This window comes from Streptomyces sp. NBC_00989, assembly GCF_045162655.1.
In the GTDB taxonomy this organism is placed as follows: Bacteria; Actinomycetota; Actinomycetes; order Streptomycetales; family Streptomycetaceae; genus Streptomyces.
On sequence record NZ_CP108728.1, the window covers coordinates 2,712,191 to 2,737,840 of the forward strand.

General features: G+C 71.5%; 23 protein-coding genes. 5 read left to right on the top strand and 18 right to left on the bottom strand.

The window, feature by feature from the left end; all coding sequences use genetic code 11:
- Window positions 1–88: 88 nt before the first annotated feature.
- The 5 genes from OG714_RS11720 to OG714_RS11740 all read right to left on the bottom strand — a co-directional run bounded on the left by OG714_RS11720 (window position 89) and on the right by OG714_RS11740 (window position 8,324).
- Window positions 89–2,608, bottom strand: coding sequence for an SWIM zinc finger family protein (locus tag OG714_RS11720; protein WP_406120275.1), 2,520 nt, complete (start codon window positions 2,606–2,608; stop codon window positions 89–91).
- A gap of 62 nt (window positions 2,609–2,670) precedes the next feature.
- On the bottom strand, window positions 2,671–5,511 hold the full coding sequence (locus OG714_RS11725) for a DEAD/DEAH box helicase (RefSeq protein WP_406120276.1): 2,841 nt from the start codon (window positions 5,509–5,511) through the stop codon (window positions 2,671–2,673).
- A gap of 97 nt (window positions 5,512–5,608) precedes the next feature.
- The gene (locus OG714_RS11730) at window positions 5,609–6,190 is read right to left on the bottom strand and encodes a sugar kinase (protein WP_406120277.1); all 582 of its coding nucleotides are present in this window, start codon (window positions 6,188–6,190) and stop codon (window positions 5,609–5,611) included.
- Entirely contained in the window at window positions 6,187–7,335 is a 1,149-nt protein-coding gene (locus OG714_RS11735) for an ROK family glucokinase (protein ID WP_026151184.1), read from the bottom strand. Before OG714_RS11735 ends, OG714_RS11730 begins: the two co-directional genes overlap by 4 nt.
- 251 nt (window positions 7,336–7,586) lie before the next feature.
- Window positions 7,587–8,324: a GntR family transcriptional regulator gene (locus OG714_RS11740; protein ID WP_406131790.1), complete on the bottom strand. Its 738-nt coding sequence runs from the start codon at window positions 8,322–8,324 to the stop codon at window positions 7,587–7,589.
- A gap of 130 nt (window positions 8,325–8,454) precedes the next feature.
- Between OG714_RS11740 and OG714_RS11745 the strand changes: the two genes are divergently transcribed.
- Complete coding sequence (locus OG714_RS11745) at window positions 8,455–9,471, top strand: Gfo/Idh/MocA family oxidoreductase (protein WP_406120278.1); 1,017 nt, start codon at window positions 8,455–8,457, stop codon at window positions 9,469–9,471.
- A gap of 49 nt (window positions 9,472–9,520) precedes the next feature.
- Here OG714_RS11745 and OG714_RS11750 read toward each other — a convergent pair whose 3' ends face one another.
- The 10 genes from OG714_RS11750 to allB all read right to left on the bottom strand — a co-directional run bounded on the left by OG714_RS11750 (window position 9,521) and on the right by allB (window position 19,666).
- Window positions 9,521–9,958 (bottom strand): PaaI family thioesterase, encoded by a 438-nt coding sequence (locus tag OG714_RS11750; protein ID WP_406120279.1) that lies wholly within the window; start codon window positions 9,956–9,958, stop codon window positions 9,521–9,523.
- A 152-nt stretch (window positions 9,959–10,110) separates the two neighbouring features.
- Window positions 10,111–11,295, bottom strand: coding sequence for a cytochrome P450 (locus OG714_RS11755; RefSeq protein ID WP_406120280.1), 1,185 nt, complete (start codon window positions 11,293–11,295; stop codon window positions 10,111–10,113).
- Window positions 11,296–11,360: 65 nt separating this feature from the next.
- Window positions 11,361–12,041: a response regulator gene (locus OG714_RS11760; RefSeq protein WP_406120281.1), complete on the bottom strand. Its 681-nt coding sequence runs from the start codon at window positions 12,039–12,041 to the stop codon at window positions 11,361–11,363.
- Window positions 12,042–12,518: 477 nt separating this feature from the next.
- On the bottom strand, window positions 12,519–13,775 hold the full coding sequence (locus OG714_RS11765; protein ID WP_406120282.1) for a histidine kinase: 1,257 nt from the start codon (window positions 13,773–13,775) through the stop codon (window positions 12,519–12,521).
- A gap of 160 nt (window positions 13,776–13,935) precedes the next feature.
- The gene (locus OG714_RS11770) at window positions 13,936–14,331 is read right to left on the bottom strand and encodes a ribonuclease domain-containing protein (RefSeq protein WP_406120283.1); all 396 of its coding nucleotides are present in this window, start codon (window positions 14,329–14,331) and stop codon (window positions 13,936–13,938) included.
- An 85-nt stretch (window positions 14,332–14,416) separates the two neighbouring features.
- The gene (locus OG714_RS11775) at window positions 14,417–15,322 is read right to left on the bottom strand and encodes a DMT family transporter (protein WP_406131791.1); all 906 of its coding nucleotides are present in this window, start codon (window positions 15,320–15,322) and stop codon (window positions 14,417–14,419) included.
- Between the two features lie 91 nt (window positions 15,323–15,413).
- Entirely contained in the window at window positions 15,414–16,046 is a 633-nt protein-coding gene (locus OG714_RS11780) for a dihydrofolate reductase family protein (protein WP_406120284.1), read from the bottom strand.
- A gap of 114 nt (window positions 16,047–16,160) precedes the next feature.
- Window positions 16,161–16,979, bottom strand: a complete 819-nt coding sequence (locus tag OG714_RS11785) for an AIM24 family protein (RefSeq protein ID WP_406120285.1) — start codon at window positions 16,977–16,979, stop codon at window positions 16,161–16,163.
- 187 nt (window positions 16,980–17,166) lie between these two features.
- Window positions 17,167–18,282 carry an allantoicase gene (gene alc, locus OG714_RS11790; protein ID WP_406120286.1) on the bottom strand — a complete coding sequence of 372 codons (1,116 nt, stop codon included), beginning with the start codon at window positions 18,280–18,282 and terminating at the stop codon, window positions 17,167–17,169.
- Window positions 18,283–18,328: 46 nt separating this feature from the next.
- A complete protein-coding gene (gene allB, locus OG714_RS11795; protein ID WP_406120287.1) occupies window positions 18,329–19,666 on the bottom strand; it encodes an allantoinase AllB in 1,338 nt (445 codons plus the stop codon).
- Window positions 19,667–19,940: 274 nt separating this feature from the next.
- On the opposite strand from allB, the gene OG714_RS11800 reads away from it, so the two are divergent.
- Together OG714_RS11800 and OG714_RS11805 are read left to right on the top strand one after the other, a co-directional pair.
- Window positions 19,941–20,735: an IclR family transcriptional regulator gene (locus tag OG714_RS11800; RefSeq protein ID WP_406120288.1), complete on the top strand. Its 795-nt coding sequence runs from the start codon at window positions 19,941–19,943 to the stop codon at window positions 20,733–20,735.
- On the top strand, window positions 20,732–21,433 hold the full coding sequence (locus OG714_RS11805) for a DUF6304 family protein (protein ID WP_406120289.1): 702 nt from the start codon (window positions 20,732–20,734) through the stop codon (window positions 21,431–21,433). The genes OG714_RS11800 and OG714_RS11805 overlap by 4 nt, the downstream gene beginning before the upstream one ends.
- 1 nt (window position 21,434) lies before the next feature.
- Here the strand turns inward: OG714_RS11805 and OG714_RS11810 are convergent, their stop codons facing one another.
- Window positions 21,435–21,755 carry a DUF5955 family protein gene (locus OG714_RS11810; protein WP_406120290.1) on the bottom strand — a complete coding sequence of 107 codons (321 nt, stop codon included), beginning with the start codon at window positions 21,753–21,755 and terminating at the stop codon, window positions 21,435–21,437.
- A 190-nt stretch (window positions 21,756–21,945) separates the two neighbouring features.
- Between OG714_RS11810 and OG714_RS11815 the strand changes: the two genes are divergently transcribed.
- Together OG714_RS11815 and aceB are read left to right on the top strand one after the other, a co-directional pair.
- A complete protein-coding gene (locus tag OG714_RS11815; RefSeq protein ID WP_406120291.1) occupies window positions 21,946–22,545 on the top strand; it encodes an NTP transferase domain-containing protein in 600 nt (199 codons plus the stop codon).
- Between the two features lie 187 nt (window positions 22,546–22,732).
- Window positions 22,733–24,355 (top strand): malate synthase A, encoded by a 1,623-nt coding sequence (gene aceB, locus OG714_RS11820; RefSeq protein ID WP_406120292.1) that lies wholly within the window; start codon window positions 22,733–22,735, stop codon window positions 24,353–24,355.
- Between the two features lie 25 nt (window positions 24,356–24,380).
- On the opposite strand, the gene OG714_RS11825 is transcribed toward aceB, so the two are convergent.
- Window positions 24,381–24,650, bottom strand: a complete 270-nt coding sequence (locus OG714_RS11825) for a SelT/SelW/SelH family protein (protein WP_406120293.1) — start codon at window positions 24,648–24,650, stop codon at window positions 24,381–24,383.
- A gap of 16 nt (window positions 24,651–24,666) precedes the next feature.
- Entirely contained in the window at window positions 24,667–25,581 is a 915-nt protein-coding gene (locus OG714_RS11830) for a HipA family kinase (RefSeq protein ID WP_406120294.1), read from the bottom strand.
- Window positions 25,582–25,650 lie beyond the last annotated feature (69 nt).

Here is a 25,650-nt window from a genome sequence, read left to right on the forward strand (position 1 = left end):
ACCGGAAACCGGTGGGAGCGCTGCGGCTGTCAGGCCTGTGGGACCGGAGGGGCTCTGTGTCGAAGGACACTCGGTGGCTTTGGGCGGTTCAGAGCTCGCCGGGGGCGCCCAGGCCCGTGAGTGCGCCCACCGGGTCCAGGTCGGGGGTGCCTCTGGGCCACCAGTCCTCGTCGCCCGGTTCCGATTCGTAGGCGTACCACAAGCCGTCGCGACCCAGGCGGAGTTGGACATGGCCGTGGGGGTGGGTGAGGTGGTTGTGCCAGGGGCGGAAGGCCGGGAGGTCGGCGGCCAGGAGGAGCGGACGGGCCCGGTCGAAGCGGCCGGCCGGTGGGTCCCAGGGCTCTTCGAGCACCGCGAGCCCTTCGATGCCGCCCTGCCGCCAGGCGGCGACCGCCCGCGCCAGCTCGCCCGTGCCTCGTCCGGTGGCCTTGGCGAGGGAGGCGTAGAGGGAACGGGTGGTGACGGTCAGCCCCGAACCGGGGCGGGCCGCGGCGAGCCGTACCGCGTCCTGCCACAACGTCAGGCCCCCGACCGGGTCCCGGCCGGTGCTGAGCAGCGCGTGCGCGCGGGCGGCTGCGTCGGTCGCCAACTGGTCGAGCGCGAAAGGGTCCGGGCCGCCCGGAGCCGCCGGGTACACGGGGGGCTGCTCGGGGTGCGGGGGCATGGGCAACGGGCGTGGCAGCGGGGGGAGTCGGCGCTCCCCCTGCGCTGCGAGGACGTCCGTGGCTCTTACGCCGGGGAGGGCCGCCGGTTCCTGCTCCTGGGCGGCGCGGGCCGCTCGGGCCGCGTTGCGGCGGGACAGGGCGTCGAGCAGTGGGCGTTCGCCCCGGCCGCGGAGCAGGAGCAGGACGAAGGGGTCGGCGTCGAGGAGGCGGGCGGTCTGATAGCAGAGGGCGGCGGCATGCTTGCACGGGTGACCGGAGTCGGGGCAACTGCACTGCGGGGCGAGGTCGCCGGGCCCCGGCAGCAACGGAACTCCGCTCTCCGCAAGGGACTTGGGCATCTCCTTGTCGAGCAGCGCGGCGATGTCCCCGGGCCGGTCGGCGGCGGCGTCCAGGAACCGCTCCCAGTCGGCGTCGTCCAGCGTCCGCAACCGCACCTGCACGCGGTACGGCCGCGCGCGGCTGCCCTGCACATACCCGAGCACGAGCCCCGGCGTCACGGTGATCGCGTCGACGTGCCCCTTCTCCGCGTAACTCCGCCCCCGCAGCAGCCGCTTGGGATCCAGCGCGCCCTCTTCCAACGCGGTGACCCATGCGTTGCCCCACCAGGTGTCGGCGAAGCGGGTGTTGGCGGCTCCGCCGCCGTCTCCGTTTGCGTCTCTGTCCGAGGGGCGGGCTGAGAAGGCGGGGAAGGTGCGGCGGAGGTCGCTGTCGCGGGAGGGGGAGGCCATGGAGGTGGGGGTTCGGGGGGTTGCGGGGATGAGGTCGGAGTCGGGGGTGGGGACGGGAAAGGGGAAGAAGGAGGCAGAGGTCGAGTCGTCGCGGGTCGGGTTGGGGGCGGTGGGCGAGAGCGACGGGTGTGACGGGTGTTCAGTCCGGGTGGGTGCGTGGGCGGACGTCGGGGTGACCGCCGTGGGGTGTGAACTCCCCGGTGTGGAAGGGTCGTTGTCCGGTGCGGTCTCCTCGGTGGGCGGCGTCACATCGTCCGGCTCCGTCACATCGGCCGGCAACCGAAAGGCGTCCGCGAGGAAGTCCCGTAGCTCACGGACCCCGGCCTCACCAGCACCCCCACGCACACCCTGCGCACCACCGTGTCGTCCCTCGGAACCGGCGCTCGCACGGGGCACCGGCCGAGACACCGGCTCCACTCCCCTGGCCCCGACATCCTCACGAGCCTTCCGCGCCGCACCACGAGCCGCCCGCAACGCCTCACGCGCGACATCCGCAGGCCGTACCGAACCGCCGCCCGCGCCGCCCGCCGACTCCTGAACCGTCTCCGCTTCCTGAACTCCAGCCGACGTGTCCGCCGTCCCCTCCCCGGACCGTTCTACTTGACCAACTTCTCCAACTCCGCTGCCCGGAACGGCGGTTCCGGCGCGCGCCGGGTCTCGCGGCCGGCCCGCTGCTCCTTCTCCCGGGCTGTCTCCCGAACTGTCCTCTCCCGCGCTGTCATCTCCCGGGCTACTCGCCACCGTGCCCTGGACCGAGCCGTCGTCCGGTGCGAGGGCGTCTTCCCCCGAACCGCCGACGGCGCGCCGCTCGGCGACGGCCCGGCGCAGCGCCGCCCGCGCCGCGTCACCCGGCCGGGCCTGGGGCTCCGCGGCCTTGTCGACTGGTGCGCGGTCCGGGCCCGGTGCGTGAGAAGACTCCGCCGCCCCAGCGGCCTCCGCGTCCATCCCCCGATTCTCACGGTCCCGCGCCGCCTGCAACGCCCGCCGCACCACGTCCGCGGGGCGCTCCTCCAGCGAGGGGCGCTGCGCCTCCGGCGCGTCATCGGCCGACTCCTGCGATGCGTCCCCCGCCGGGGATCCATGCGCCTCGGCCCTTTCTTCCGCCGGGGCCTCCGGCGCCTCCTCTGCCCGGTGCCGCAGCGCCTCCGCCCCTTCCCCCGCCGACGCCTCGTCCGCCCCCTGCTCGTCCTCCGCCAGCGCCATCACCTCACCCACCCGACGAACCTCTTCGGCGCCACGATCCACCCCCACACCCACACCCCGCCCCATACCCCCCATCACTCCGACCTCCGCAACGACACCAGGTCGGACAGGTCCCGGTCCGACAGCTCGGTCAACGACGACTCGCCGGAGCCGAGGATCGCGTCTGCCAACGCCCGCTTGGATTCGAGCATTTCGGCGATGCGGTCCTCGACCGTGCCCTCGGTGATGAGGCGGTGGACCTGGACGGGCTGGGTCTGGCCGATGCGGTAGGCGCGGTCGGTGGCCTGTTCCTCGACGGCCGGGTTCCACCAGCGGTCGAAGTGGACGACGTGGCCCGCGCGGGTCAGGTTGAGACCTGTGCCCGCCGCCTTCAGGGAGAGGACGAGGACCGGGGTCGTGCCGGCCTGGAAACGGTCCACCATGCGCTCCCGCTCCGGTACCGGTGTGCCGCCGTGGAGCAGCTCGACCGGGACCGCACGGGCCGACAGGTGGGCGGTGATGAGGCGGGCCATGCCGACGTACTGCGTGAAGACGATCGCGGAACCGTCCTCGGACAGCAGCGTGTCCAACAGCTCGTCCAGCAGGGCGAGTTTGCCGGAGCGGGCGGCGAGGCGGTCCCCGACGGCCTGTGCTGCCGCGTGGTCCTCCTTCAGGTACAGCGCGGGGTGGTCGCAGATCTGTTTGAGGGAGGTGAGGAGCTTCAGGACCAGGCCCCGGCGGGCGATGCCCTCCGTCGTCTCGATCGCGAGCATCGACTCCCGCACCACCGCCTCGTACAGCGAGGCCTGTTCGCGGGTGAGCGGGACCGGGTGGTCCGTCTCCGTCTTGGGCGGCAGCTCGGGGACGATGCCCGGGTCGGACTTCTTGCGGCGCAGCAGGAACGGGCGGACCAGGCGGGCCAGCCTCGTCACCGCCTCCTCGTCCTCGCCGTTCTCCACCGCACGCGCGTGCCGGGCGCGGAAGGACTTGAGGGGGCCGAGGAGTCCGGGAGTCGTCCAGTCCAGCAGCGCCCAGAGTTCGGAGAGGTTGTTCTCCACCGGGGTGCCGGTCAGCGCCACGCGCGCGGGGGACGGGATCGTGCGCAGGGCCTTCGCCGTCGCCGAGTACGGGTTCTTGACGTGCTGTGCCTCGTCCGCGACGACCATGCCCCACGGCTGTTGGGCGAGGGTGGGTGCCGCCGAGCGCATCGTGCCGTACGTCGTGAGGACGAAGCCGCCGGTCAGGTCCTCCAGGGTGCGGTCCGTGCCGTGGAAGCGGCGGACCGGGACTCCGGGGGCGAAGCGGGTGATCTCCCGCTGCCAGTTGCCCAGGAGCGAGGCGGGGCAGACCACCAGGGTGGGGGCGCGGTGGGCCCGCCGTAGGTGCAGAGCGATGAGGGTGATCGTCTTGCCCAGGCCCATGTCGTCGGCCAGGCAGCCGCCCAGGCCGAGGGAGGTCATGAGGTCGAGCCAGGCCAGGCCCCGGAGTTGGTAGTCCCGGAGGGTGGCGTCCAGGCCCGGGGGTGGTTCGGCGGGTTGGATGCCTGCCGTCAAGCGGTCGCGCAGGGTCGCCAGCGCGCCCACCGGGACCGCCTCCACCCGCTCGCCGTCCACCTCCGCGGTGCCGGTGAGCGCGACGGACAGCGCGTCGACCGGGTCGAGCAGGCCCAGTTCGCGTTTGCGGGCCTTGCGGACGAGGGCCGGGTCGACCAGCACCCACTGGTCCCGCAGCCGTACGACCGGGCGGTGGGCCTCGGCCAGCAGGTCCATCTCGGCCTCGGTGAGCGGGTCGCCGCCGAGCGCCAACTGCCAGCGGAACTGGAGGAGTTCCTCGCTCTCGAAGAAGCCCGTGCCGTCGGTCGCGGAGCCCGGCGCCGACCGGACCACGGCGGACACCGTCAGGTCCTGCGCCAGGTCCCGGGGCCAGTGGACGGCGACCCCGGCCGCCGCGAGCCGGGTGGCCGCCATGCCGAGCAGCTCGCCCAACTCCTCCTCGGACAGGGCCAGTACGTCGGGCACGTCCTGCTCGGAGAGGCGGTCCAGCGGAGGCCAGACGCGCGCCGCCCGCCGTACGGCCAGCGCGGCGTCCACGCGTGCGCGGGGGCCGAAGGCGGTGTCCGCCGTGCCCGCCCACAGGGCCGCCGCGTCGACCACGAGGGTCGGGTCGGCGAGGCTGTGCACCTGGACGATCGCCGCGCCCGCGCTGCGCACCCGCCCGCCGTCGTCGAACAGGTCGTACGCCGACAGGTCCAGGCGGAGCGAGATCCGCACGCCCGCGTCCATGCCGGCGGCGACCTCCGCGGCCCAGTCCTGGGCGTCGCGCAGGCGCTGCGGCGGACGCGCGGCGAAGGGCATTCCGGAGGTGTACGGCGCGGCCGGGGTGCGGGGCAGGGTGTCCGCGACCGCGTCCAGGAAGGACCGCATCAGCGCTTCCGGCTCGGGCAGCCGGAGCGGGCCCGGGCCGGGCAGCGGGACCGCGTGGCCCTCGTACGGAAGGGCCGCCGCCACCGCGCGGACGTGCGCGATGTCCTCCGGCTCCAGGGGGCCCGCGCGCCACGCGTCGTGGCCCGACGCGGTGAGCCCGGGGAGCAGTCGGCCGCGGGCCGCGAGCCGCAGCGCGTGCAGGGTGGCGGCGCCCCAGCAGGCCGTGGCGGGATGGGCGGCGGGGTCGCGGCGGGCGCGCACGAGCAGCGGCAGGGCCGCTTCGATCGGCAGGGTCAGCGCGGGGGTCGGCCTGCGGCGGACTCCGGAGCCGTGTCGTCGTACGACGGTCAGTTCCGTCTGTTCCGCGTCTCCTTCGGGGAGGGTGCTCTCGCCGTCGAGGGCTCCGTCGGGGTCCCAGAAGGCGATGCGGCCCTCGCGCGGGACGACGGGGGACGGCAGGAAGACCGCGGCCAGTCGCACGGAGATCTGCTCCGTCTGTGCCGTGTCCGTCATACGTCCTGTCACCTCCCGCCCGTCAGTCGTGTCAGCTGTCTTCGACTCTACGGGCGGGGTCTGACAATCGGCTCCGGCGACCGGCCGGGGCAACCCGCTAAGGAACCGTGCGGGAGACGACGTAGACCATGGGGAGCTTGGGGTCGGACAGGTTCACCACGATGTCCTGGGTGGGGGCCGGGTCCTTCTGTTTGTTGACGACGCCCCACCAGGGGCCGGGGCGGGTGAACTTCCAGCCGGTGATCTTCTGGTCGCGGGCGCTGATGGTGATGTCGTTCTTCTTCAGCGTGTTCCGGTCGACGTCTATGCCGGCGAGGAAGGTGTCCAGGCCCGCGTCGGTGGTCTGGAACTGGACGTAGAGGCGGCTGGTCTTCCAGTTGTTGGTCTCGTAGAAGGCGACCTCTTCGGCCGGGTGCGGGACCGGTACCTGGTAGAGGCGGCGCTGGACCTTGGAGGGCCAGCCCACGGTGAGTCCGGTCGCCGAGTACTTGTCCTCCTTGTCCTTGCCGCTGTTGCGGCTCTGGTTGGCGGAGATCGCCAAGTAGCCGGCTGGTACGCCGATGAGCAGCACGATGATGAGCAGGGTGATCGCTCGGCGGCGGGCCTTGTGGCGGGGGTCCTCGGGTGGTCGGGGAGGTTCGTCCCTGGGTACGGCCTGGCGGGGCAGCGATGCGGTCATGCCGTGTCCTGGCTGCCGCGCCGGAACTCCGCGAACCGCTCGTAGCGCTCGTACCGCTCGACCCGGCGGCGCTTGGCGCGGCGGAAGCGGCGGGCGACCAGGCGGGCGAGGTCGGCGGCGCCGACCATGCCGGCCTCGGGGCCGAGCTGGGCGCGCACTATGCGGGCCTCGGGGCGGTAGCCGCGGCCGGTGAGCTGCCGCTTGAACGCGTCCCGCGCGGGGCCGATCAGCAGGTCGTCGGCGGCCGAGACACCGCCGCCGATCACGAAGCAGGACGGGTCGAGGGCGGCGGCGAGGTTGGCGATGCCGACGCCGAGCCACTGGCCGATGTCCTGGAGCAGCTCGATGCACATCGCGTCGCCCTCACGGGCCAGCTCGGTGATCATCGGCCCGGTGATCTCGCCGATGTTGCCCTTGACGTGCTCGATGATCCCGTACGCCACCGGGGAGTCCGCCGCGGCCAGCTCCCGCGCCTCCCTGACCAGCGCGTTGCCCGAGCTGTACTGCTCCCAGCAGCCGCGGTTGCCGCACGCGCAGCGGTGGCCGCCGGGCACGACCTGCATGTGGCCGAACTCGCCGGCGACGCCCCACTTGCCGCGCTTGACCTGGCCGTCCTCCAGGATCGCGCCGCCGATGCCGGTGCCGAGCGTGATCATGACGAGGTGGTCCTCGCCGCGGCCGGCGCCGAAGCGCCACTCGGCCCACGCGGCGGTGTTCGCGTCGTTGTCCACCAGGACCGGCACGGAGAGCCTGCTCGTGATGCGGTCCCTGAGGGGCTCGTTCCGCCACGACAGGTGGGGGGCGAACAGGACCCGGTTGCGCTCGGCGTCGACCCAGCCGGCCGCGCCGATGCCGACCGCGTGCACGTCGTGCCGGTCGGAGAGGTCCAGGACCAGTTCGACGATGGTGTCCTCGACGACCTTGGGGCTCTTGGACTTGTCCGGGGTCTCCGTGCGGAGCTTCTCCAGGATGTTGCCGTCGGCGTCCACGACTCCCGCCATGACCTTGGTGCCGCCGATGTCGATGCCGACGGTCGGCACGCGGGGGGCCGTGAGGTGCGACCTCCGCTCGCGGGTGCCGACCGTCCTCAGTGCGGGGGCACGCCGGGAGCCTATAGGGGCGCTGAAGTTGCCGTAGGTGCTCATCAAGGCCCGATTCTGCCTCACCGTGACACCAGGTGCTGTGCGGGGGCTTGAAGGGGGGTGCGGATCGTTGTTCGGTGCGGCTGCATCGTGGCTGGTCGCGCCCCGCGGCGGAGCCGCAAATCGAAACAGCCCCGCGCCCCTGACCTCGTTGCGCTCCACGGCGTAAATCGTCCAGCGCATTTCGACCAGGAAGAACAACCCAGCCAAATCGTCCGGACATTATGACAAACATCGCGGGCGAAGGAGTGCGCTCAGGGACGTACCAGAAGCTGGAACTCGAACGAATAGCGCGTCGGTCGATAGGTATGGCTGCCGAACTCCACCGCTCGGCCCGTGTCGTCGAACGTCGTGCGCTGCATGGTGAGCAGCGGGGCGCCCTCCAGCTCGGCCAGGCGCTCGGCCTCCTCCGCCGTGGCGCCGCGGGCGCCGATCGACTGGCGGGCGCTGTGCAGGGTGATCCCGGCGGTGCGCATCATCCGGTACAGGCCGGTGGCCTCCAGTTGCGCGGTGTCCAGACCGAGCAGGCCGAGCGGCAGGTGGTTGGACAGGTACGCCATCGGCTCGCCGTGCGCGAGGCGCAACCGGTCGATGCGGTGTACGTCGCTGTCCTCGGCCACGCCGAGTGCCGCCGCGACCTCGGCGGAGGCCTGGACGACGGTGTTGACGAGGACCTTCGTGGCGGGGCGCTGCCCCGCCGCCTCCAGGTCGTCGAAGAGGCTGCTGAGTTCCAGCGGGCGTTTGACCTGGCTGTGCACGACCTGGGTGCCGACGCCCCGGCGGCGCACCAGGAGGCCCTTGTCGACCAGTGACTGGATGGCCTGGCGGACGGTGGGCCGGGACAGGCCGAGCCGGGCGGCCAGTTCGATCTCGTTGCCCAGCAGGCTGCCGGGGGTGAGCGAGCCGTGTTCGATCGCGGCCTCCAGCTGCTGGGACAGTTGGAAGTACAACGGCACCGGGCTGCTCCGGTCCACGCTGAGCTCGAGCGGCACTGTCGGGTCCACATCTGGTTTCGGCACGGGGCCGAGCGTAGCTGTGTGAATGGTTGACGGGAAGTGATGTAGTTCGATTGTCCGGACATACGCATTGACAGCGTGGCTGGTCGGCCCTCAGTTTGTTCCCATGCGCATCGGAGTCATCGGTACGGGCCGCATCGGGACCATCCATGCCAGGACCCTCAGCCGTCATCGTGAGGTCGGTTCGCTGATCCTCACGGACGTGGACCCGGCACGGGCCCAGGAGCTGGCGAACCGGCTGGGGGAAACGGCGGCACCGAGTACGGAGGAGATCTTCAAGTGGGGCGTGGACGCCGTGGTGATCACTACGGCGACGTCGGCGCACGCCGAATTAATCGGGAGAGCGGCGCGGTCCGGGCTCCCGGTGTTCTGCGAGAAGCCCATCGCCCTGGACCTGCCGGGCTCGTTGCAGGCGATCGCCGAGGTGGAAACGGCGGGAACGATCCTTCAGATGGGGTTCCAGCGCCGGTTCGACGCGGGCTACACGGGTGCCCGGGAGGCGGTGCGCTCCGGGCGGCTGGGACGGCTGCACACGGTCCGCGCGACGACCTCCGACCAGACGCCTCCCCCGGCCGACTATCTGCCGATCTCCGGCGGGCTGTACCGGGACACCCTGATCCACGACTTCGACATGCTGCGCTGGGTGACCGGGCACGAGGTCGTCGACGTGTACGCGACCGGTTCGGACGCCGGTCCCGCGATGTTCCGCGAGGCCGGTGACATCGACACGGCCGCGGCGGTCCTCACCCTGGACGACGGCACGCTGGCGACAGCGACGGCCGCGCGACTGAACGGGGCGGGCTACGACGTCCGCATGGAACTGGCCGGAGAACTCGACCAGGTGGTCGTCGGCCTGGACGACCGCACGCCCATCGCGTCCACCGAGCCGACCGGTCCCCCGGCCGCGACCAAGCCGTGGACCGGCTTCCTGGAGCGCTTCGGACCCGCCTACGAGGCCGAGTTGATCGCCTTCGTCGAGGTCGTCGTAGGCCAGCGCACCAACCCGTGCGACGGCCGCGAGGCCCTGCAGGCACTGCGCATCGCCGAGGCCTGCGAAGTGTCCAGACGCGAACACAGACCGGTCCGCCTCGCGGAGATCGCGGGTGCGCTCCCCTACAGCTGAGCAGGCGTTTCGTGGACGGTGATCCCTCCTCAGGCTCTTCGAAGGGCGCTCAGGACGTACGGACCGCCAGCACCGTGCCCTGGGCGACCGCGCAGAGAGATTCCGTACCGTCGTCGGCGACGGCGAGGACGTCGCAGCGGACCACGGCCTGGCGGCGGCCGGCCTGGACGACCTGCGCGTGGGCGCGCAGGGTGCGGCCGGTGGCCGGGCGGACGTACTGGATGGTGAGGCCGCCGGTGAGGACCGCGGGGCCGAGTGCCGTGCCGCCGGCGAAGGTGAGCGCGTTGTCGGCGGCGTAGGCGAGGACTCCGCCGTGCACGAAGCCGTTCTGCTGCTGGAGATCCTCCCTGATGTCGATCTCCAGCGTGGCGACGCCGTCCCCGAAGGCGCTCAGCCGCGCGCCGATCAGCCTGCTGAAGGGCTGGCTCTCCAGCGCCTTCCGAGCCATGGTCAGGTCGAACTCGGCGAACTCGGCGATTGCGGTCATGAGGGCGGGCCTCCTACAGGGTCCACGATTTCTACGGCTGTCACGGCTGCTGCGACTTCAACGACGGCTGCGGCTACGGCAGTTGCTGCCGAGGTTGCTGTTGCTACGGCCTTCAGGGCACCGCCGCCGCCACGGCCGCCCGTGCAGCCGTTCTACCAGCGCACCGGCAGCGCCCGCATCCCGCGCATCAGCATGCCCGGGAGCCAGTCGCCGGGCGGGCCGGCCAGGGTGAGGCCGGGGGCGCGCTCCAGCAGGGTGCGTATCGCCGTGCGTGCTTCGAGGCGGGCCAGGGGGGCGCCGAGGCAGTAGTGGATGCCGTGGCCGAAGGCGAGGTGGCCTCGGGTGTCGCGGCGGATGTCGAAGCGGTCCGGGGCGGGAAAGCGGTCCCCGTCGCGGTCTGCGGCGGTCAGGCCGACCATGACCGGATCGCCCCGCTCCACCGGGGTGCCGGCGATCTCCAGGGGCTCGGCGGCGAACCGGAACGTGCCGTTCTCCACCGGGCCCTCGTAGCGCAGCATCTCCTCGATCGCGCCGTCGAGCAGGGTCATGTCGGCGCGCAGGGCGGCGAGTTGGTCCGGGTGGGTGAGCAGGGCGTGGATGCCGCTGGTGAGGAGGTTGACGGTGGTCTCGTGACCGGCGACGAGCAGGATGAAGGCCATGCCCCGCAGTTCCTGCGGGGAGAGCCGGTCGCCGTCCTCGGCGGTGGTGCGGATCAGGTCGCTGAGCAGGTCGTCGCCGGGGCCCGCGCAGCGTTTGTCCTCGATCAGGTCGGCGAGGTACGCGGCGAGCCGTACGAACGCGTCGTACTCGGTGCCCGAACTGGTGGGTGCGACCGCCTCCGTGGACAGCTTGCGGAACTCCGCGCGGTCCATCTCGGGCACGCCCAGGAGTTCGCCGATCACGGTGATCGGCAGCGGGTAGGAGAGCGATTCGACGAGGTCGGCGCGGCCGGACGGCAGCATCGCGTCGAGCAGGTCGTCGGTGATCCGCTGGACGCGCGGGCGCAGTTCCTCGACCCGGCGCATGGTGAACGTGCGGGTGATCAGCCCGCGCAGGCGGGTGTGCTGGGGTGGGTCGGCGGCCAGGAGGTACTTGCCGATCAGCTCCTCGTCGAGGAACGTCACGCCGATCTTGCCGCCGTCCTTGGCCAGTCGCGGGTCGGCCAGCGCCGCGCGCGCCTCCTCGTACCCCACGATCAGCCAGGTCACGTGGTGCTCGTCCGGCGCCGGCAGCCGCACGCGGTGCACCGGGCCCGACTCCCGCAGCAGGGCGTACACCTGGTGCGGGTCCCGCCGGAACGCCTCGCCGAACTCCCCCAGATCGATCACTTCGGTCATGCCTGCCCCCTCCCGGTCGATCCCCCGAGATCTCCCAGTGCAATGGGAACGGACGGCGGCAGCCGCTAGTGCCCGCTCTCGCCGTCCTCTTCGAGCAGGCCCGCGTCGTACGCCAACAGGGCGATCTGCACACGGTTGTTGAGGTCGAGCTTGGCCAGGATGCGGGAGACGTGGGTCTTCACGGTGGCGACGCTCATGAAGAGGCCGGTGGAGATCTCGGCGTTGGCGAGGCCCTGGCCGACGGCCATGGCGACCTCGCGTTCGCGGTCCCCCAGGGCGGCGAGGCGTTCACGCGCGCGTGCCCGCCGGGTGTCGGTGGCGGTGCCCGCCGCGTGCTCCATCAACTGGCGGGTGACCGCGGGCGAGAGGACGGGGTCACCGGCCGCGACCCGGCGTACGGCGTCGAGGATCTCGGCGGGCGGGGTGTCCTTGAGGACGAAGCCGGCGGCGCCCGCGCGGAGGGCCCGTAGCACCTGTTCGTCGGCGTGGAAGGTGGTGAGGACGACGATCTGGGGCACGTCGCCGCGGGCGCGCAACCGCTCCGTGGCGGTCAGTCCGTCGACCGACGGCATGCGGATGTCCATGAGCACGACGTCCGGGTGGACGCGGTCGACGAGTTCCTCGACCTCGCTGCCGTCGGCGGCCTCGCCGACGATCTCGATGTCGGCGGCGCCGCCCATCATGAAGGACAGCCCGGCCCGCACCAGCGGGTCGTCGTCGACGAGGAGCAGTCTGATCGCAGTCATGGGGCTACGTAACCACGGCGGCGAGGCGGGTGGTGGCGTGGTCCGCGGTGCCGGGCGGGGCGCCCAAGGAGTCGTGCGCGCATCCTCGCTGCCCACGCCGAGGCCGGCCGCCATGCCGTCGACACCGCGAGCGGCGACGGCGGCGGCCCGAGCGGGATGGCCCTCGGGGAGCGACTCCGGGGCGGCGGGACGGCAGTGCGATCGGTGCTCCACGGCAGCGCCCCGGGCACCCTGGCCCGGCTGCCGCCCCGCGCCAACACGTCGGCGGAGCCTGCGAGTTGGCCGGAGTCCGCGTGGGCGGTGCCGGAGCGGTCCGGGCCGCGCGGCGCGCACTCCCCACCGCACTCTCCAGCGCGCTCCCCCGCGACGCCCCCTGTTCGCAGGCGGGCGGCACTGGGCACACGTGCGGCGACTTCCCGGGAGCGACCTTCATCTCCCTTACCCGGGACGGGAGTTACCCGCGGCGCCGAACGAGCTTCACCCCCACGGCAGCCAGGCCCGCACCCGGAACCCCCCGCCCTCTTCCGGGCCGTGCTCCAGCCGTCCCCCCGCCAGCGTCGCCCGCTCGGTCAGCCCGATCAGCCCCTGGCCGGAACCGGGGACATGGGGGACCTCGCCCTCCGGGGGCGGGTTGTGCACGGCGATCACCAGGCCCTCGCCCGGGGTGCCGGTGACCGTCACCGTGACCTCCGCGCCGGGGGCGTGTTTGCGGGCGTTGGTGAGGGCCTCCTGGGCGATGCGGTAGGCGGTGCGGCCGACCGAGGCCGGGACCGCTGCGGGGTCGGTGACCCGGTTGGCGAGGGTGACCTTCATGCCGGCCTCGCGGGACTCGGTGACCAGCGCGTCCAGGGCGCCGAGCGTGGGCTGCGGGCGGCCCGTGTCGTCGGGTTCGCCCGCGCGCAGCACGCCGATGATCTCCCGCAGGTCCTGGAGGGCCTCATGGGCACTCTCGCGAATGACACCGGCCGCTCTCGCGACCTCCGCGCGGGGCGCGTCCGGCCGGAACTCCAGCGCGCCCGCGTGCACGCTCAGCAGGGTCAGCCGGTGGGCGAGCACATCGTGCATCTCGCGGGCGATGGCCTCGCGGGCGAGCCGCTGGGCCTGCTCGGCCCGCAGCTCCGCCTCCGTCTCGGCGCGCCGGGCGCGGTCACGCAGGCTCAGCATGAGCTGCCGCTTGGAGCGGACGAACATGCCCCAGCCGATGACGGTGAGGGTGAGCAGTTCGGTGAACAGGACCGCGCCGGCGTACGGCAGGTCAGGGTCCGGGCGCATCCAGTAGAAGAGCGGCGCCAGGGCGAGTTGGATGCCGCCGATCCAGGCGACGTAGCGGAAGGGCCGGTGCACGGCGAGGGTGAACACGGCGACCATGGCGGCGCCGCTGGCGGTGTTCGACACGAGGCCGACGGGGATCATCGCGACGGCCAGCCCGAGCGGCCAGCGGCGGCGCAGCCAGACCGCGCCGCAGGCGAGGACCCCGAAGAACTGGTCGACGACGGCGAGGGAGTGCGGGGTCGCGGTGTCGTTGTCGAGCGTCTGCGCGGCCAGGAGTCCGATGGTCACGGCCAGGAGGAAGCAGCAGACGTCGACGACCCAGTCGCGTGCGGTACGGCGGGGCCGTCCGCGCCGTTCGACGTCGGGATCGAGTTCGTCGGCCACTGCGGACGGCAGCAGCCATCGGCGCCCCGCGAACGCCTGCGGTACCTGCGTGGTCCTGTCACCTGTCACGGTCGACAAATCTATGCGGGACCGGGCCAGGTGACCCACCCCGCGCGGGGGAACGGCGACCAAAGTCGCGCCATCACAGACTTTCGGCGGACATGCCTCGCCCCGCGGCCCATGATCGTGGGGGGAGCCGCGGGGCGAGGGGCGGGCAGTGGTGCAGCTGGTCGTCGACTCAGCAGTCGAAGTCGATCAGGTCGAACGTGGCGTAGTGGTCCGCGGTGTAGTAGTCCTCCTCGGTCTCCTCACCGGTGATGATCCGACGCGCTCCGCGCGTAGACGAACCCGGTGTCTTGACCGTGTACTCGTGGTAGTAGCCGGTCGACTGGCTGGGCAGGATGCCTTCCTGGTTGCGGAAGACCGTGCCGTCCTGCGAGTAGGGGAAGGGGCCGTTCGACGCGATCAGGTCGAGCGTGTCGTAGGCCTGCGAGGGCAGGTCGCTATAGCAGATGCTGCCGACCGAGCCGGCAGCGGCGTCCGCCGTGGTGGCGGAGACGGTGCCGCCCACGACGAGGGCGGACAGGAGAGCAGCTGCGGCTCCGATACGAGTAGCGCGTGGGGGGAATCTCATGGCTCCATGATGACGCGCGTAGACCGTGGCATGTCAATGACAACTCCGTGGTTTTTCCCGTCAAGTCCGATGAGTTTTCCGGGAGTTAACGTGCGGCACCGCGTCCCCACGCGGTCCCCACAAGCACGAGGACGCCGCCTGCCAGCCCGAACGCGCCGAGTCGTTCGCCACCGAGAACGATGCCGGCCGCGGCGGCCCACAGGGGCTCGGTGCCGAGCAGCAGGCTGACCCGGGAGGGCGAGGTCCGGCGGACGGCCCACATCTGTACGAAGAAGGCGAACAGGGTGCAGAACACCGAGAGGAACAGCAGTCCGGCCCACTCGCGTGGCCCGAAGTCGGCGGCCGTGGCCCACGGTGTGGTGTCGGCGCCGGTCGACAGGATCGCGAACACCGCGACGGCGGTGCCGAGTTGGACGGTGGTCAGGGACAGTGCGTCGGCACCCTGGACCGACTTGGTGCGGGACATGGCGAGGACGTGCAGGGTGCGGGCGAGGGCCGCGAGCAGCATGAGGAGGTCGCCGAGGGAGGGGCGGGTGAAGCCCGCGCCCTGGGTCAGCAGCAGCACGCCGAGCACGGAGAGGGCCGCCGCGCCGAGGAAGGCGCGGGAGGGCCGGGTGCGGGTCACGGCGGACTCGGCGAGCGGGGTGAAGATCATGGTGAGGCTGATGATCAGGCCCGCGTTGGTCGCCGAGGTGTGGACGACGCCGTAGGTCTCCAGGAGGAAGATCCCGGCGAGGATCAGTCCGAGCAGCCCCGCGCCGCGCCACTGGGCGGCCGTCAGGGCGCGCAGCGAGCGGTGGCCCACGACCGCCAGGACGGGCAGGACGAGGGCGAAGCGCAGGACCAGGACGGCGAGGACCGTACGGGCCGTGGTGATGTCCTTGGCGGCGAGATAGCTCGCGCCCCAGACCACCGCGACCAGCAGGACGGGCAGGTCGGTGAGCCAGGCTCGGCGGGGCAGGGCGGCGGACGGTACGGCGATCGAGGACATGGGGGCGGCTCTCCCGGTCTCCGGCGAAGGGGTGGAGACATCGGTGGCTGCCACACGGAACGATCACCGTACCGGCGCGGACCCCAGCTGACTAGGTGTTTTCCGCGTCCGCGTCGGCGTACGACCCGTAGGTCGGGCGGCCCGCCAGGTCGTACGACTGGATGGAGACGCCGGTGCCGGTGATGCGCCCGCCCGTGTGCCGGAAGGCCATGGGGTCGGTGCCCTCGGGGAACAGGCGCAGGCCGCTGCCCAGCACGACCGGGAAGGTCACCAGGTGGAGCGTGTCGACAAGACCGAGCGCGAGGAGGGACCGGACGAGGGCGCCGCTGCCGTGCACCTGGAGCTCGCCCTCGGTGCGCTCCTTGAGGTCGGTGACCTCCTTGGCGAGATCGCCGCCGAGGACCGTGGTGCCGGCCCAGGAGGCGTCGGTGAGGGTCGACGAGGCGACGTACTTCGGCAGCGCGTTCAGCTTGGCGGCGATCGGGTCGGCGGGGTCGGTCTTGAGCGGCCAGTACCCGGCGAAGATGTCGTACGTACGACGACCGAGCAGGTAGGCGCCGGAGCGGTCGAAGACCTCGACCACGAACCGGCCGAAGTCGTCGTCGCCGTAGACGAAACTCCAGCCGCCGTGCTCGAAGCCGCCGCGGGTGTCCTCTTCGGGGCCGCCCGGGCCTTGGTAGACGCCGTCGAGGGTGACGAAGAGGGTGGAGACGAGCTTGCCCATGTCGGGTGCCTGCTTCCTGGTGCGGGAGCGGATGGTGTCATCAGCTCAGACCCCACGGGCCCCCGCAACTCATCGGTCCTCGCTACGGCATCTCTTGGTCTCCGCTACGGCATCTCAGCCCGCGTGGGTCGAGAACATGCCGCCGGTCGGGCCCTGCTTGTCGCCGCCCTGGGCCTTCTTCAGGGCGTTGGCGAGGCTCTCGATGGTGAGGGACTGGAGGATGACGCGGCCGTTGCCCTCCAGGGTGGCCAGGGAGAGGCCCTCACCGCCGAACACCGCGTTCATCAGGCCCTGGCGGTTGAGGCCGCCGATGCGCTGGACGCCGTACTGGACGCCCTCCTCGAAGGCGACGAGGCAGCCGGTGTCGACCTCGATGCGGCCGCCGAAGTCGGCCGGGTTCAGGTCGATGAAGTTGCCCGCGCCGGCGATGATCACCGTGCCGTGCCCGGTGAACTTCTCCAGGACGAAGCCCTCGCCGCCGCTCATGCCGGTGCGGCCGCCCTGGAAGGCGATGCCGAACTGGACGGTGGACTCGGCGGCCACGAAGGCGTCCTTCTCCGCGAACCACGCGCGTGTGCCGTCCAGCTCCAGGGCGCGCATCTCACCGGGGAGCACGCCCGCGAAGCCGACGGTGCCCTCGCCGCCCTGGGAGGTGAAGTACTGGAACGCCAGCGACTCACCGGCGAGTGCGCGCTGGCCGACCTGCATGGCGGTGCCCATGGCCTGCCTGAGCATGCCGCCCATGCCGCTGCCGCCCGAGCCGCCGCCCTGTTGCTGGCCGCCGCTCGACGATCCGCCGAGGCGGGTCTCCATGGTCACGTTCGTCGTCTTGAAGAGGAACTTTCCGGCCTCGCAGTACACGGTCTGGCCGGGGTTCAGGTTGACGACCGCCATCTGCATGGCGTTGCCGACGATCTCTTGCTGAAGGGTCACGAAAGGAGAACGTAGCGGGTGGCCGTCTCGGTTCCGAGTGCGGGTGCGTTGTGGCTCGCGTGCCTCCGGGGGCTCCGCCCCAGACCCCCGTCGGCCCTGAAGGGGCCTCGTCCTCAAACGCCGGACGGGCTGAAGGGTGCCGGCCCGGCGTTGAGAGGCGAACGCCCCGGGGGTCAGAAGGCCCGTCTCAGCCGCCCAGCTCCTGGTGCCTGGCCGCCAGTGCCGCCGCCCCCTGCTCCGTCAGCGAGCCGAACAGCCGCAGCCGTGAGATCCCGCCGTCGGGATAGATGTCCACGCGTGCGTGCGTCCCGATCGCCGGGGTCGGGAGGACGAAGCGGTGGTTCGTGTCGGGCTGGAGGCGGGTGCGCGGGAGGATCTCGGTCCAGTCGCCGGTCTCGCCGTCCCGTACCGACACCGACGCCCAGCCCGCGCTGTTGCCCTTCAGGTACGCCGTGTCGATCTCGACGGCGCGGATCTGGGACTGGGCCGCCAGGCGGTAGCGGATCCAGTCGTTGCCCTGGTCGCGGCGGCGGCGGGTCTCCCAGCCGTCGTCCATCTTGCGGGAGCGGCCGGGCTGGATCGTGTTGCTCGCGGGTGAGTAGAAAAGGTTGGAGGCGTCCTCGGCGCCGCCGCCGTTCTCCAGGGCGACCACGTCGAAAGTACCCAGCGCCGCGAGCCAGTTGGGGTCGGGGACGACCTCGCCGTAGACCCGCAGGCGGGCGATGCCGCCGTCGGGGTGCTGGTTGACGCGGAGGTGGGTGAAGCGTTGTTCCAGCGAGATGGAGAAACCATTCGCCGCGTGGCCGCCGACCGCTGTGCGCGGGACCAGGCTCGTCCACTTCACGTCGTCGGCGAGCAGGTCCTCGGGGGACGGGGAGCCCGGCAGCGATACTCCCTCGACCGACACCGCCTGCGGGTAGTTGCCGCGGAAGTGGGCCGTGTCGATGACGATCCCGCGGATCACGCCGGGTGCGCCCAGGCGGACCAGTGCCCAGTCGTGGTCCTCCGCCGTCGGCCAGGGGTGGTCCGCCGAGGCGCCGCGGCGGCGGCGGGTCTCCCAGCCGTCCATGATCTTGCCCTTGTGGCCGAAGTGCTCGGGGTCGAACTCGGCGGGTCCGGGCACGAGGAGGTTCTCGCGCTGGGCGAAGAACTCGTCGTTGGCGGCGATGACACCGGCGCCGAGCTGCCGGTCGGCGAGGTTGGCGTACTGGGTGAAGGGGAAGTCGGCCGTGCGGTAGTCCGCGTACGGGTCACCGCCTCCGTAGGGGTTCGCGTCGCCGGTGAAACTGGGTATCGCCGTCACAAGGTCTGCCTTTCAGACGTAGGCCGCTGCGGGTGCGGGGGGTGAATCAGGGGGTACGGGTCAGGAGTTGGCCCTTCGGGTCGGTGAACTCTCCGTCCAGCACGATGCGTTCGCCGCGCAGCCACGTCGACTTCACGACGCCGCTGAAGGTCTTTCCGGCGTACGCCGTGACGCGGTTGCGGTGTTGGAGGGCCGCCGGGTCGACGGTGAACGTCTCGTCGGGCGCGAGGACCGCGAAGTCGGCGTCGCGGCCCGCCTCGATGGCGCCCTTCTGGTCAAGTCCCGCCAACTCGGCCGTACTCGATGACATCCAGCGGACCACGTCGGCCAGGTCGTGGCCGCGCTTGCGTGCCTCCGTCCACACCGCGGCGAGGCTCAACTGGAGGCCGGAGATGCCGCCCCACGCGGTGGCGAAGTCGTCGGTCTTCAGGTCCGCGGTCGATGGCGAGTGGTCCGTCACCACGCAGTCGATCGTGCCGTCGGCCAGCGCCTGCCACAGCAGGTCCTGGTTGGCGGACTCGCGGATGGGCGGGCAGCACTTGAACTCGCTCGCGCCGTCCGGGACTTCCTCGGCCGTGAGGGTCAGGTAGTGGGGGCACGTCTCGACGGTTATGCGGACACCCTCGGCCTTGGCGGCGGCGATGAGGGGGAGTGCGTCGGACGAGGACAGGTGCAGGACGTGCACGCGCGCGTCGAGGCGCTTCGCCTGCGCGATCAAACCCGCGATGGCCGTGTCCTCGGCGTCGCGCGGGCGGCTGGCGAGGAAGTCTGCGTACTTGGGGCCGCCCTGCTGCGGGGCCGCTTCGAGGTGGTGCGGGTCCTCCGCGTGCACGATGAGCAGGCCGTCGAAACCGGCGATCTCGGCGAGGGACAGGGCGAGTTGGTCCTGGTCCAGGTGCGGGAACTCGTCCACGCCGGACGGGGACAGGAACGCCTTGAAGCCGAAGACGCCGGCGTCGTGCAGCGGGCGCAGGTCCTTGACGTTGTCGGGCAGGGCCCCGCCCCAGAAGCCGACGTCCATGTGGGCCTTCTCCGCGGCGACTTCCCGCTTCGTGCGGAGGTTGTCGACCGTCGTCGTCGGCGGGAGGGAGTTGAGCGGCATGTCGATGAGCGTGGTGATGCCGCCGGCCGCCGCCGCGCGCGTGGCGGTCCAGAAGCCCTCCCAGTGGGTGCGCCCGGGGTCGTTCACATGGACGTGGGTGTCGACCAGGCCGGGCAGCAGGACGTCGTCCCCGAAGTCCTCGAACCGTGCCCCGGACGGGACTTGGGCGTCGTACGGGAGGACGGCCGTGATCTTCCCCCCGGCGACCGCGACCGCCGCCGCGCGTGTCCCCTCGGGAGTGATGACACGTGTGGAGCGCACCACCAGTTCTGCGTCGGACACCCGGACCCCTCTCTCTGCCGCCGTTGTTACTTCCGGGAAACGGGATTTACGTCCACGTAACGGAATTCAACGTTCTGTTGAAGGAGTCTTCACTCCCGCTCCCGTACCGTCAAGGGCACACTTCTCCACGATGCGCCTCACGCACACACTCTGGACGTTTCCACAAAGCGGAATTAAACTTCCGGCAAGCAGAACGTAGCTACGCACAGGCGGGGAGTCAACCGACCCCCGGGTAGGCTTCAGCCCTTCCCGCCCGTGCCGAAAGGAACGCGCCGTGCCGCCGTCCAGCGCCAGCACCACCGATTCCACCAAGTCCGCCACCGGTGGTGTCCAGTCCCTCGAGCGCGCCTTCGACCTGCTGGAGCGGATGGCCGACGCGGGCGGTGAGGTCGGCCTGAGCGAGCTCTCCGCGAGCAGCGGCCTGCCGCTCCCCACCATCCACCGTCTGATGCGCACGCTCGTGGTCTGCGGTTACGTCCGTCAGCAGGCGAACCGCCGGTACGCGCTCGGCCCGCGCCTGATCCGCCTCGGCGAGTCCGCGTCCCGGCTGCTCGGCACCTGGGCCCGCCCCTATCTGGCCCGGCTGGTCGAGGAGACCGGCGAGACGGCGAACATGGCGCTGCTCGACGGCGACGAGATCGTGTACGTCGCGCAGGTGCCGTCCAAGCACTCGATGCGCATGTTCACCGAGGTCGGCCGGCGCGTCCTGCCCCACTCCACCGGCGTCGGCAAGGCCCTCCTCGCCAACACCCCGGACCACGAGGTGCGCGCGCTGCTCGCCCGTACCGGCATGCCCGCCGCGACCGACAAGACGATCACCACGCCCGACGGTTTCCTCGCGGCGCTGGAGGACGTGCGCCGACTCGGCTACGCGATCGACGACAACGAGCAGGAGATCGGCGTGCGCTGCCTCGCCGTCTCCGTGCCCAACTCCCCCACAGCGGCGGCGATTTCGATCTCGGGCCCGGCGGGCCGGGTCACCGAGTCGGCGACCGAGAAGATCGTGCCGGTGCTCCAGCAGGTGGCCGGCGAGCTGTCGGAGGCGCTGGCCAGCCAGAACCCCGCGTGAGCGCCGTGCAGTTCTGGCCGGGCCGGTACACCGACCGGCACGGCACCGAGGCGGTCGTCTTCGAGTCGGACGGCCGGGAGCTGGTCCGCACGACGATCCGGGGCGTCCGCTTCGAGGGCGACACCATGGACGACCTCGGCGCACTCGGCGGCGAGCCACCGGAGGCCCCGTTCACCTTCTTCGACGGGGCGCTGTGCGCCTGCCTGTTGGAGTGGGAGGTGCCGATGCCCGTCACGGTCGAGGGCCAGGGTGTACGTACGGCGGCGCTGGACTGCGCGTTGCGGCTCGGCGGCCCGGGCGGTCCCGGGCGCGGGCTGGACGCGGAGACGCTGACCACGACCCTGCGCCTGGACGGGCGGGAGTACCGGAACGGGGAGGGCCAGGGGGACTTCGAGTCGGCGCTGCACGACATCCAGCGCCAACTCCCGGCAGGGGTGAGGCTCCGGGCATGCATCGCGTGCGCCTGGTCCGACTACAACCCGGCCGGCAACGGGCTGATGGCGGGGCTCGCCTGCTTCCGTGACGCCAAGGAACGCTACCGGCAGGTCGACGGCAAGCACGGCCCGACGGGGATCTTCGCGGTCTGGGACCAGCACACCGAATTCGTCCAGGAGACCTGGCTCTGCGGGGAGTTCGAGCACCGGACGGCCACGCACACGGGGTACCGAGGACCGTTCCCGGCGCGCCGTTGGTGGTGAACTAGCCCTGCCCGCCCCGAGGTTGACCGAACAGGTCCACGGCGTTGCGTACGTCCGTCAGACCCCTCGCGAGCGCGCTCACGGAACCGATCGCGCCGGCGATCAGGAGCAACGAGCGGCGCAGGCGCGGGATTTCGGGGGTGCCGTCGATGGTCATCGCGGCCAGCGCCGCGAGTTCGTCCTCGGCGATGACACGGTCGGGGAACTCGGCCGGATGCACGGCCAGTTCGCGGCGCAACCGGGACACCGCGGTCCGCAGTTCCGCCACCCTCGGATCCTCGTCGCTGCCGGTCACTGGCCTCTGCCCCAAGCTCCGCAACACAGCTCTCCCCCCTCGCACGTCTTCGTGCGCAAGAACTTTGTGATCCCGCCGCGCGCACCCCGCAACACTGGTCGGGCGCCGAGGGACGCGGGCCAGTAAACGCCACCCGGTACGGGGTGCGCCACTCCACGGACCGAAATTAAGTCTGAGGATTCCCTGCGGCCGTCCCCGCGTCAGGTATGCAGGAGACATGACGCGAAACGAAGACCAGGTCGCCGGGCTGCTGCTCGCCGCGGGCGGCGGCCGGCGCCTCGGCGGGCGGCCCAAGGCGCTGCTACGGCACCGGGGGCGACCCCTCGTGGAGCACGCGGTCGGGGTCCTGCGCGCGGCCGGCCTCACCCGCGTCCACGTGGTCCTGGGGGCGCGGGCCGACGCCGTACGGGAGCAGGCGGAGCTGACCGGGTGCGTGCTCGTGGAGAACCCGGAGTGGGAACAGGGGATGGGGTCCTCGCTGCGAGCGGGGCTCGACTCGCTCTCGAGCACGGGGGCGCGGGCGGCGCTCGTGTCGCTCGTCGACCAGCCCGGGATCGGCGCGGCGGCGGTGGCGCGGGTGCTCGCCGGGTACGGGTCCGAGGAGTCGCTGATCTCGGCCGCCTACGACGGGGTACGCGGGCATCCGGTGCTGTTCGGTGCCGTGCACTGGGCCGGTATCGCGGAGAGCGCGACCGGGGACCGGGGGGCGCGGGCGTATCTCAAGGCGCACGCGGACGCGGTCGTGCTCGTCGAGTGCGGGGATGCGGCGCGGCCGTACGACATCGACACTGAGGCGGACCTCGTCCACCTTGAGTGAGCGAGGTGGCACTGAGCGCCACTTTGGCTTGATCCGGAGAATCTCGACGTCAACAAACGATTGAACTTCCACGATGAGGAAACTAGTATCCACTGTTCAGAAGCACCCGACGGCCCCTCGGGTGCTCCCAGCCCTACCCGGGTCACCTGGCACCCGGTGCCTCGCTCGCTGAAGGAAGTGACAGTTCATGTCCGCACCAGCGCCGTCCTCGCCGGTCATCGTCGACGCCGAACCCCTGCCCCGGCAGGACGAGGTCCTCACCCACGAGGCCCTCGCCTTCGTGGCCGAGCTGCACCGCCGGTTCACGCCCCGCCGGGCCGGACTCCTCGCCCGCCGGGCCGAGCGCCGCGCGGAGATCGCCCGTACCTCCACCCTCGACTTCCTCCCGGAGACCGCCGCGATCCGCGCCGACGACTCCTGGAAGGTGGCCCCCTCCCCCGCCGCCCTGAACGACCGGCGCGTCGAGATCACCGGCCCCACCGACCGCAAGATGACGATCAACGCCCTCAACTCGGGCGCGAAGATCTGGCTCGCGGACTTCGAGGACGCCTCCGCGCCGACCTGGGAGAACGTCGTCACCGGTCAGCTCAACCTGATCGACGCCTACACCCGCGCGATCGACTTCACCGACCCCAACTCCGGTAAGTCGTACGCCCTGAAGGCCGAGGACGAGCTGGCGACCGTCGTGATGCGGCCGCGCGGCTGGCACCTCAACGAGCGGCACCTCCTGGTGGACGGTGAGCAAGTCCCGGGCGCCTTCGTGGACTTCGGGCTGTACTTCTTCCACAACGCGCGGCGGCTGCTCGACCTCGGCAAGGGCCCGTACTTCTACCTCCCGAAGACCGAGTCGCACCTCGAAGCCCGGCTGTGGAACGACGTGTTCGTCTTCGCGCAGGACTACGTCGGCGTCCCGCAGGGCACCGTCCGCGCGACCGTGCTGATCGAGACGATCACGGCGGCGTACGAGATGGAGGAGATCCTCTACGAACTCCGCGACCACGCCTCGGGGTTGAACGCGGGCCGCTGGGACTACCTGTTCTCCATCGTGAAGAACTTCCGTGACGGCGGGCCCAAGTTCGTCCTCCCGGACCGCAACGCGGTGACGATGACGGCCCCGTTCATGCGGGCGTACACCGAACTCCTCGTGCGTACCTGCCACAAGCGCGGGGCGCACGCGATCGGCGGCATGGCGGCGTTCATCCCGTCGCGCCGTGACGAGGCGGTCAACAAGGTCGCGTTCGAGAAGGTCAAGGCGGACAAGGACCGTGAGGCCGGGGACGGTTTCGACGGCTCCTGGGTGGCCCACCCGGACCTGGTGCCGATCGCCATGGCCTCGTTCGACGCGGTGCTCGGCGAGAAGCCGAACCAGAAGGACCGGCTGCGCGAGGACGTCGACGTCAAGGCGGCCGACCTGATCGCCGTGGACTCGCTGCACGCGAAGCCGACGTACCCGGGACTCGTCAACGCCGTTCAGGTGGGCATCCGTTACATCGAGGCGTGGCTGCGCGGGCTCGGCGCGGTCGCCATCTTCAACCTGATGGAGGACGCGGCCACCGCCGAGATCTCGCGCTCGCAGATCTGGCAGTGGATCAACGCGGGCGTCGAGTTCGAGAACGGCGAGAAGGCGACTCCCGAACTGGCGCGCAAGGTTGCCGCCGAGGAGCTGGAGAACATCCGCGCCGAGATCGGCGCGGACGCCTTCGCCGCGGGCCACTGGCAGCAGGCCCACGACCTGCTTCTTGAGGTCGCGCTCGACGACGACTACGCCGACTTCCTGACGCTGCCGGCGTACGAGCAGCTCAGGGGCTGACCCCTCAACTGCCGCCAGGCGGCGCTCACTTGTCCGAGTGGCCCAGGGACTTTCCCGGGGCCACTCGGTCGCGTACGAGCTTCTTCACGGCCGTGGGCTCCGGGAAACCCTGTACCCGGCGGTCCCACACGACCTCGTCGTCGACTCGGACGATGAAGACGCCACCGGTGCCGGGCTTCAAGGACAGCTCCGTCAACTCGGTCTCGAAGGTGGTCAACAGCTCCTGCGCCAGCCACGCCGCGCGGGGCAGCCAGCGGCACTGGGTGCAGTACTCGATCTGAACTCGTTGGGTCATCCGAGTCGTCTTCCCGTCATCCGAGGTGTACCGACCAATCCTGTTCCGCCGCCGGTCTGCCGTGCAGGTCGGGGACCCGCTTGAGCCAACTCGGGCGGCCCTGCTGTGTCTTCGCCGCCCGCTGGGCCTCCTCGGCGGCGCGTTCCTCCCGGCTGGGGAAGTCGGTGGGGAGCCAGGCCGCGGAGGACTTCACGCGCGCGTGGAGGTAGGCGACGTACGCCTCCCGTACGGCCTCGGGTGTCGCGAAGCCCGGTTCGCCGGCCAGCCAGGCGTCGGGCACCTCGGCCGCGATGCGGCGCAGCAGTCCTCCGGTCACCTTGGGCGCCAACTCGGTATCCGCGGCACGGGTGTCGGGGCTGTAGTGGCCGAGGGCGTGATGGCGGAAGTCGTAGGACTTCGCGGGGTCGGCGCCGTCCCAGCGGTGGTGGAAGACGAGGGCGGCGCCGTGGTCGATGAGCCACAGGCGCGGGGGTGCGATGCCGAGCGTGGGCCAGATCATCAGGTTCGAACTGTGCACCGTACGGTCGACGTTGACGGTCAACGCGTCGAGCCAGACGATCTTCCCGGCCTCCAGCGGGTCGACGGTGCACTGGGCGGCGACCTCCGGGGTGAAGTCCTGGGCGCCCGGCAGAAAGTCCATGCCGAGGTTCAGGCCGGCGCTCGCGCTGTGCAGGTCCCGTACCTCCTGGTGGGGTTCCTCGTCGGCGATCTCCGGGTCGAAGTGCACGAGGACCAGCTCGGGGAAACGCAGCCCCAGGGCGCGGGCCAGCTCCCCGACGATCACCTCGGCGACCAGCGCCTTGCGGCCCTGCGCGGAGCCGGTGAACTTCACGACGTAGGTGCCGAGGTCGTCGGCCTCAACGACCCCGGGGACGGAACCGCCGGAGCGCAGGGGCTCGATGTAGCGGGTCGCGGTGACCTCTCTCAGCATGTCCTCGGGCCACCTCACTCTTCAGCCCTCCGGCCTTGGGCTCGAAGTGAGCATAGTAACCGAGGGTGA

What these genes read in the sequence shown, in the direction of transcription:
- OG714_RS11755 (WP_406120280.1), bottom strand. Translation starts at nt 11,295, where the DNA reads ATGACCGAAGTGATCGATCTGGGGGAGTTCGGCGAGGCGTTCCGGCGG.
- OG714_RS11770 (WP_406120283.1), bottom strand. Translation starts at nt 14,331, where the DNA reads ATGAGATTCCCCCCACGCGCTACTCGTATCGGAGCCGCAGCTGCTCTC.
- OG714_RS11760 (WP_406120281.1), bottom strand. Translation starts at nt 12,041, where the DNA reads ATGACTGCGATCAGACTGCTCCTCGTCGACGACGACCCGCTGGTGCGG.
- OG714_RS11815 (WP_406120291.1), top strand. Translation starts at nt 21,946, where the DNA reads ATGACGCGAAACGAAGACCAGGTCGCCGGGCTGCTGCTCGCCGCGGGC.
- OG714_RS11730 (WP_406120277.1), bottom strand. Translation starts at nt 6,190, where the DNA reads ATGACCGCATCGCTGCCCCGCCAGGCCGTACCCAGGGACGAACCTCCC.
- OG714_RS11775 (WP_406131791.1), bottom strand. Translation starts at nt 15,322, where the DNA reads ATGTCCTCGATCGCCGTACCGTCCGCCGCCCTGCCCCGCCGAGCCTGG.
- aceB (WP_406120292.1), top strand. Translation starts at nt 22,733, where the DNA reads ATGTCCGCACCAGCGCCGTCCTCGCCGGTCATCGTCGACGCCGAACCC.
- OG714_RS11825 (WP_406120293.1), bottom strand. Translation starts at nt 24,650, where the DNA reads ATGACCCAACGAGTTCAGATCGAGTACTGCACCCAGTGCCGCTGGCTG.
- OG714_RS11725 (WP_406120276.1), bottom strand. Translation starts at nt 5,511, where the DNA reads ATGACGGACACGGCACAGACGGAGCAGATCTCCGTGCGACTGGCCGCG.
- OG714_RS11735 (WP_026151184.1), bottom strand. Translation starts at nt 7,335, where the DNA reads ATGAGCACCTACGGCAACTTCAGCGCCCCTATAGGCTCCCGGCGTGCC.
- OG714_RS11780 (WP_406120284.1), bottom strand. Translation starts at nt 16,046, where the DNA reads ATGGGCAAGCTCGTCTCCACCCTCTTCGTCACCCTCGACGGCGTCTAC.
- OG714_RS11750 (WP_406120279.1), bottom strand. Translation starts at nt 9,958, where the DNA reads ATGACCGCAATCGCCGAGTTCGCCGAGTTCGACCTGACCATGGCTCGG.
- OG714_RS11745 (WP_406120278.1), top strand. Translation starts at nt 8,455, where the DNA reads ATGCGCATCGGAGTCATCGGTACGGGCCGCATCGGGACCATCCATGCC.
- OG714_RS11830 (WP_406120294.1), bottom strand. Translation starts at nt 25,581, where the DNA reads ATGCTGAGAGAGGTCACCGCGACCCGCTACATCGAGCCCCTGCGCTCC.